The 7,077-nt window shown below is 68.9% G+C and carries 7 protein-coding genes; 4 read left to right on the forward strand and 3 right to left on the reverse strand.

The window, feature by feature from the left end:
- Positions 1-19 precede the first annotated feature (19 nt).
- Positions 20-178, forward strand: coding sequence for a Scr1 family TA system antitoxin-like transcriptional regulator (locus ACRDSQ_RS13945; RefSeq protein WP_431421485.1), 159 nt, complete (start codon positions 20-22; stop codon positions 176-178).
- A gap of 6 nt (positions 179-184) precedes the next feature.
- Positions 185-364, forward strand: coding sequence for a DUF397 domain-containing protein (locus ACRDSQ_RS13950; RefSeq protein ID WP_431421478.1), 180 nt, complete (start codon positions 185-187; stop codon positions 362-364).
- On the opposite strand, the gene ACRDSQ_RS13955 is transcribed toward ACRDSQ_RS13950, so the two are convergent.
- Positions 345-1,520 carry a saccharopine dehydrogenase family protein gene (locus ACRDSQ_RS13955; RefSeq protein ID WP_431421479.1) on the reverse strand — a complete coding sequence of 392 codons (1,176 nt, stop codon included), beginning with the start codon at positions 1,518-1,520 and terminating at the stop codon, positions 345-347. The two genes, ACRDSQ_RS13950 and ACRDSQ_RS13955, sit on opposite strands and share 20 nt — an antisense overlap.
- 184 nt (positions 1,521-1,704) lie before the next feature.
- On the opposite strand from ACRDSQ_RS13955, the gene ACRDSQ_RS13960 reads away from it, so the two are divergent.
- The gene (locus ACRDSQ_RS13960) at positions 1,705-3,000 is read left to right on the forward strand and encodes a serine hydrolase (protein WP_431421480.1); all 1,296 of its coding nucleotides are present in this window, start codon (positions 1,705-1,707) and stop codon (positions 2,998-3,000) included.
- A 205-nt stretch (positions 3,001-3,205) separates the two neighbouring features.
- Here ACRDSQ_RS13960 and yhjD read toward each other — a convergent pair whose 3' ends face one another.
- Positions 3,206-4,210 carry an inner membrane protein YhjD gene (gene yhjD, locus ACRDSQ_RS13965; protein WP_431421482.1) on the reverse strand — a complete coding sequence of 335 codons (1,005 nt, stop codon included), beginning with the start codon at positions 4,208-4,210 and terminating at the stop codon, positions 3,206-3,208.
- 72 nt (positions 4,211-4,282) lie between these two features.
- Positions 4,283-5,317, reverse strand: coding sequence for a tryptophan--tRNA ligase (gene trpS / locus ACRDSQ_RS13970; RefSeq protein ID WP_431421483.1), 1,035 nt, complete (start codon positions 5,315-5,317; stop codon positions 4,283-4,285).
- A gap of 195 nt (positions 5,318-5,512) precedes the next feature.
- On the opposite strand from trpS, the gene ACRDSQ_RS13975 reads away from it, so the two are divergent.
- The gene (locus ACRDSQ_RS13975; protein WP_431421484.1) at positions 5,513-7,036 is read left to right on the forward strand and encodes a S8 family peptidase; all 1,524 of its coding nucleotides are present in this window, start codon (positions 5,513-5,515) and stop codon (positions 7,034-7,036) included.
- The last annotated feature ends 41 nt before the right edge of the window (positions 7,037-7,077 follow it).

The raw sequence follows: 7,077 nt of genomic DNA on the forward strand, positions 1-7,077 counted from the left end.
CCCCAAGGCTGGTCCAGTTGTGCACCTCGAACACCCCGGGTCATCGGTGTTCGTGGACCGCGAATCTGAGGTCCTTGTGTTCCAGAACACCGCTGATAGCCTGCTGGAGGTGGCTCTCACGTCAGCCGAATCGGTGAAGTTTCTGCGCCGCCTGGAAGGCGAATTCAGACGGGAGTGAAACAAGATGGATCTTGGTCACGCACGGTGGCGAAAGTCCACCCGAAGCGGGGCTGACAGCGAGTGTGTCGAAGTTGCGTTCGTGCCCGGCGAAACGGCCGTGCGGGATTCCAAGAACCCTTGCGGGGGCACACTTCTGCTCCCCGAAAGCGCTTGGCGTTCTCTGCTCAGCTCTCCAGGACGCTGAACACGATCCCGGCCGCCACCAGCCGCTTGGTCAGGGCGTCGCCCATCGCCACCGCCGTGGTGACCTGGCCCGAGGTCTCCGGAAGTTCGTCGAACGCCAGGCACAGCGCCGACTCGGACAGCATCTTCGCCGTCTCGTCGTAGCCGGGGTCGCCGCCCGCGACCTCCGTGACGACCCGCTTGCCGCCGCCCTCACCCACGAACGTCACCTTGAACCACGACCGGGCGCGCTTCTCCGCCGTCGGCCCGTCGCCGGGCTTCTTGCGGTTCAGCAGCCAGTTGCGGGCCGGTGGGACCTGGGCGAGGGCGAACAGCGCCGCCACACCACCCACCAGGCCCACGGCCATCGGGAGCTTCTTGACCGCGATGTAGTGGCCGTAGGAGAACTGCGGGCCGTAGCGCTGCAGGGCCCGGGCGCTGCGCAGGACGATCTGCGGGTCGATCGTGGGCGCGGGGATGGCCCACGCGCGCGCGTCCTTCTCGAAGTGGGGCTTGCCGGTCAGGCCGCGCACCTTGCGGTCCTTGGGCCTGCCCTCGGCCTTGCGGCGTTCGCTCGCGATCTTCGCGCTGGCCCGCAGCCTGGAGAACGCGGTGATCGCCGAGTGGAACGTGCCGCCGGAGAACTCGGCGGACGCGCGCACGTAGCCGTTCACCGTGAGCGGGACGCCCGCCGGGAGTTGGTCGACGGTGAAGAGCACACCCAGGTCGTACGGGATGGAGTCGAAGCCGCAGCAGTGCACGAGCCGGGCGCCGGTCTCGACCGCCTTGGCGTGGTGGCGCAGGTAGGTGCGGTCGACGAACTCGGGCTCGCCGGTCAGGTCGACGTAGTCCGTGCCCGCTTCGGCGCAGGCGGCGACGAGGGCGTCGCCGAAGTTGACGTAGGGGCCGACCGTGGTGATGACCACGCGGGACGCCTCGGCGACCGCCTTGAGCGAGTCCGGGTCGCCGATGTCGGCGGTCAGCAGGTCCATCTGGGCCAGGGCGGGGTCGATCGCGGCGAGCTTGGTCCGCACGGACTCCAGCTTCGCCTTGTTCCGGCCCGCGAGCGCCCACCGCAGCTTGGCCGGGGAATTTCGCGCGAGGTACTCGGCGGTCAGCGCGCCGGTGAAGCCGGTGGCGCCGAACAGGACGATGTCGTACGTGCGGCCGGTAGGCATATCGCGATATTACTCATCGGTAACTGATAGCCAAGTCCCAGTTTGATCCACAGCGATAACTCACCCGTCCGTGACGCGCGACCCGCACCGTGACACGCCGTGCGACCAGGGGAACCAACTGAGTGCCACCACCGGGTGACAGGCCGGATCGTGGCCTGATCGTTGCTGGCCCTAATCTGCTCTTGTGCGCTTCGCAGCTCGCCAGACCGTGCCCGCCCTCCTCGTGTCGTTGTGCGCAGTGATCGTCGCGGCTTTCGGTGCGACACCGATCGCCGCCGCGCAGCCGACCACGACAGAGGGGCAGAAGCCCGCGCCGAACAGCGCCCAGTGCCAGAACCACGACCGCCCGCCGCCGCCGATCGACACCTCGGAGCAGCCCAAGCCGGGCGAGCCGAGCCCCGCGCCGCTGCCCGTGCCGGATGAGCCGGTTGGTGGGACCCGGATGGGTGAGTGCGGACTCGTCCAGCCGGCGAACGCCGCGCCGCAGGTCCCGGACATCGCGTCGGCGTCGTGGGTGATCGCCGACATCGACAGCGGCGCCGTGCTGGCCGCGAAGGACCCGCACGCCCGCGAGCGGCCCGCTTCGCTGATCAAGGTGCTCCTCGCGATCGTCGTGATCCGTGAGTTGCGGCTTGAACAGGTCGTCGAGGGCACCGCGGAGGACGCCGCGCAGGAGGGCACCAAGGTCGGTGTCGGCCCCGGCGGCAAGTACACCGTCCGGCAGCTTCTGTTCGCCCTGGTCATGCGCTCGGGCAACGACGCGGCGTTCGCGCTGGCGCGTGAACTGGGCGGGCTGAAGGTGGCGCTGGCGAAGATGAACACGCTGGCCAAGGAACTCGGCGCCCTCGACACCCGCGCGGCCACACCGTCCGGGCTCGATGGGCCGGGCATGAGCACGTCGGCGTACGACCTGAGCCTGCTGGTGCGGGCGGCCATGAAGCACAAGGAGTTCGCGGAGGCCGCGTCGACGAAGTCGATCGACTTCCCCGGCTACGGCACCAAGCCCGGCTACAAGGTCACCAACGACAACCGGCTGCTCGGGAAGTACCCGGGCTTCCTCGGCGGCAAGACCGGCTTCACCGACGACGCCCGCCACACCTACCTGGGCACCGCGAAGCAGGGCGACCGACGCCTCTCGGTGGTCCTCCTGCGCGGCGAGCCGACCCCGGCGCCGCTGGGTGACCAGGCCGCCAAGCTGCTCGACTACGGGTTCGCGCTGGCCAAGGCCAAGACGAAGCCGGTGGGCCAGCTGGTCGACAAGGCCCCCGAGGCCCAGCGCAAGCACGACACGGCCAACGGGGCTCCGTCGGCGGAGGGATCGTCGTCCCCGTCCGACGCGGCGGCACTGAGCCCGGACGCGAACCGCTCGGCCTTCGGCACCTTCGGCGCACCGCTGGTAGCAGCGGCCGGCGTGGCCATCCTGATCTCGTTCGCGCTGTGGATCCGCCGCAAGCGCGCCCGAGCAGCCCGCGCCGCCTAAACCGGCACCCACTCCCGCGCAACAACAACCCCCGCGCAACAACAACCCCCGCGCGACAACAAACCCCCACCCACCTCGGGGGGCTGCCCTTGGCCAGTCTATCGGCGGGTGGGGGGTTTGCGGTGGGTGTGCGGATTCCTGTGGATGGATCGGCGAGACTGTGGATAAGTCACCCCGCACACTTGCACTCAGGAACCTGAAGTGCTTACCGGCGGCGGCGGAGGGCGAGTGCCAGGACGGCGCCGATTCCCATGAGGCCTGCGGCTTCGCTGACCTTTGGGGTGCGGGCGATCTCGACGGTGGGGCGAATGACGGCGGGCGGGGGTGGCTCGACGGGTTCCTTGATCAGGTTTTCCTTCGCCGTGGCTGTCCAAGCCGTGATGAACAGCAGGAACCGGGACACCAGGTTCGCGAACACCAGCAGACCGACGATCGGGCCGACGATCGACCCCAGCGGGCCGCCGATCACCGTGTTCAAGTAGATCGTTCCGATGATCTTCAAGACCTCGAACCCGATCGCGGCGGCCAACGCCCCGCGCATCGCGCTTCGGGCCGTCACCGCTGTTCGGGGCAGCCGCGAGATCACCCACAGGAACACCAGCCAGTTCGCGGCGATGCCCAACAGCGTGGTGATCACGAACAGCAGCACCTTGGCCCAGCCGTAGCCGCCCAGGCCGACCCAGTTGAGCAACGTGTCCGCCAGGCCCGCGCCGACCGCGCTGAGGCCGAACGAGATCACCATCGCCGCGCCCAAACCCAGCAGGGCGAGCAGGTCCACGCCGAGGCCACGCAGGAACGGCTGCTGGACCGGTTTCTGCCCCCACTGCGCGGTCAGCGCGTCGCGCAGGTTGGTCATCCAGCCGAGTCCGGTGTAGATAGCGGCGACGAGACCGATGATCCCGACCTTGCCGCGTTCCTCGACGGCGGTGTCCACCAAGTCCGTCAGCAGTCCCTGCAGGTTGCCGGGGGCGGCCGAGGTGATCGACTCGCGCAGGCTCTGCAGGGTCTCCGGCTGGCCCGCCAACACGAAACCGAGGATGGCGAAACCGATGAGGAGCAGCGGGAACAGCGACAGGACGCTGAAGTACGTGATCGACGCGGCGAAGTGTTCGCCGTATCGCTCGGTGAAGGCGTCGTATGCCCTGATCAGGTGATCTATGCCCGGCCTGCGCCTGCGCAGCCGGGCGATCTTCGATTCGGGCTTATCCACACTCTCCGTCACCATTGAAAACTATTGGTCGGAAAGCAGGCCCGCAACGCGAACACGATCGTGGGACGAGGGTCAGCCGCGTCCGGCGAGGAACCCGAGCTTGTCGTAGACCCGCGCCAGCGTCCCCGACGCGACCTCGCGGGCCCGTTCGGCACCGCGGGCGAGGACCTTGTCCAGCTCCGCCGGATCGTCCATATAGGATTTGACCTGGTCGCGGACCGGGGTGACGAAGTCTGCGACGACCTCGCCGAGGTCCTTCTTCAGGTCGCCGTAGCCCTTGCCCTCGTACGCCGTCTGCAGCTCGTCGATCTCGCGACCCGTGAGCGCCGAGTAGATGCTGAGCAGGTTACTCACACCAGGCTTGTTCTCCTGGTCGAACACGACCTCGCGACCCGTGTCGGTGACCGCCGAGCGGATCTTCTTGGCCGACACCTTCGGGTCGTCGAGCAGCTCGATGATGCCGCCGGGGCTCGACGCCGACTTGCTCATCTTCGCCGAGGGCTCCTGCAGGTCGAAGATCTTCGCCGTGCCCTTGAGGATGTAGGCCTCCGGCGGCTGGAACGCCTTGCCGAAGCGGGTGTTGAACCGGTGCGCGAGGTCGCGGGTCAGCTCCAGGTGCTGGCGCTGGTCCTCACCGACCGGGACGTACTGCGGCCGGTAGAGCAGGATGTCGGCGGCCTGCAGGACCGGGTACGCGAACAATCCCACTGTCACCCGGTCGACGCTCTGCTTGGCGGACTTGTCCTTGAACTGCGTCATCCGGCTGGCCTCGCCGAAGCCCGCGAGACACTGCATCACCCAGCCGAGTTCGGCGTGCTCAGGGATCTGGCTCTGCACGAACAGCGTCGCGCGGTCCGGGTCGAGCCCCAGGGCGAGTAGCTGCGCCACCGACACCCGGGTGCGCTTGCGCAGCAGCTTCGGGTCGTGTTCGACGGTGATGGCGTGCAGGTCTGCGATGAAGTAGAAGGCGTCGTGCGTCTCCTGCAGGGCCACCCACTGCCGGACCGCGCCCAGGTAGTTTCCCAAGTGGAACGAGTCGGCTGTGGGCTGGATGCCGGACAGCACTCGCGGCTTGGGGGCAACGGGGGCGTTCTGCTCGGTCGACACACGGTGATTCTCCCAGTTCCGATCGGGCGTGACCGGGCCGGGGCCACACTGCGCCGTTCGGTGGATTGCCCCTTAGGGTCCCTCGGTGACAGGTTTCTGCGGAGCCGGGTCCGCCCCTGACGCCTGATCGGCGTGTGGCTCGGCCTACTCAGTCACATCTGGAGGTTCCACGTGCAAAAGCGTTCCCGACTCCGCATGCTAGGCGCAGCGGTGGTGATCGCCTCCGCGACCGGTGTCGCCGCGGTGGCGATCCAGCCCGCGACCGCCGCGCCCGTCGCGGAGACCGGCGCGGTCGCGCACTTCGCCGTGCTGGGCGCGAAGGGTCCCGCGTTCGGCATGGCCGAGAAGGCCGTCACCGACGCGGGCGGCACCGTCGTCAAGAGCTGGCCGGAGATCGGCGTGGTCATCGCGACCTCGTCCAACCCCGAGTTCGCCAAGATCGTGCGGGGCAAGCCCGGCGTGCAGGGCGCTGGGGCAACCCAGAACCTGGCCGAGCTGGCCGCCGCGCCGACCGCCACCACCATGTCCACCGACTCCACCGACTCGACCGCGCGTTCCGCGGCCCAGGGTTCGGGCGCCGCCCAGCGCGCGCTGGAGGACACCGAGCAGGTCGTCGACAGCGCACAGGGCACGCTCGCCGACCCCGAGCCGCTGGCCGCGAACCAGTGGGACATGAAGATGATCAAGGCGGACGAGGCGCACGCGATCAACGCGGGCAGCTCGAACGTCGTCGTCGGAGTGCTCGACTCGGGCATCGAGGCGACACACCCGGACCTGGCCGCGAACATCGACGCCTCGCGCTCGGTGGGCTGCACCAACCAGGGTGTGCCGGACTCCTCGCCCGCGTCGTGGGCCCCGACCACCAGTGACCACGGCACGCACGTGGCGGGCAGCATCGCCGCCGCGCGCAACGGCGTGGGCATCGTCGGCGTCGCGCCGGGCGTGAAGCTCGCGTCGATCAAGGTCGTCAACGACGACGGGTACATCTACCCCGAGTACGCGATCTGCGGGTTCATGATGGCCGCCGAGAAGGGCGTGCAGGTCACGAACAACTCGTACTTCGTCGACCCGTGGTACCTGTGGTGCAAGGGTGACGCCGACCAGAAGGCCGTCGCCGAGGCCGTCGACCGCGCGATCCAGTACTCGCACCGCAAGGGCGTCGTGAACGTCGCCGCGCTGGGCAACAGCAACTGGGACCTGTCGCGCAACATCATGGACGATGGCAGCCCGAACAACGGCACCCCGATCGAGCGCGAGACCGACAACACCTGCACCAAGATCCCCGCCGAGATCCACGGCGTGGTCGGTGTGTCGTCGGTGGGCGTGAAGGGCCTCAAGTCGTACTTCTCCAACTACGGCCGCACCGAGACCGAGGTCGCGGCGCCGGGTGGGGACCGCATGCAGGTCCCGTCCACGCCGGACGCCAACGGCCGCATCCTGTCGACCGTCGTGGGCGGCAAGTGGGGCTACAAGCAGGGCACCTCGATGGCGTCCCCGCACGCCGCGGGCGTCGTCGCGTTGATCCGCTCGGCCCACCCGGGCTGGTCGGCGCAGCACGTCGTCGCGTCCCTGATGCACGACGCCGACCGCCAGCCGTGCCCCGCCGGGACGTACGACCCGGACGGCACCGGCAACTGGGCCGCGAACTGTGACGGCGGCGCCACCGGGCGCGGCTTCTACGGCGCGGGCCTGATCGACGCGCTGGACGCGGTGAAGTAAGGCTTTCCACGAAGAGAGCGGGCCCCGCAGGAGTTCTCCTG

Source organism: Actinokineospora sp. (assembly GCF_050699995.1).
Lineage (GTDB): Bacteria > Actinomycetota > Actinomycetes > Mycobacteriales > Pseudonocardiaceae > Actinokineospora.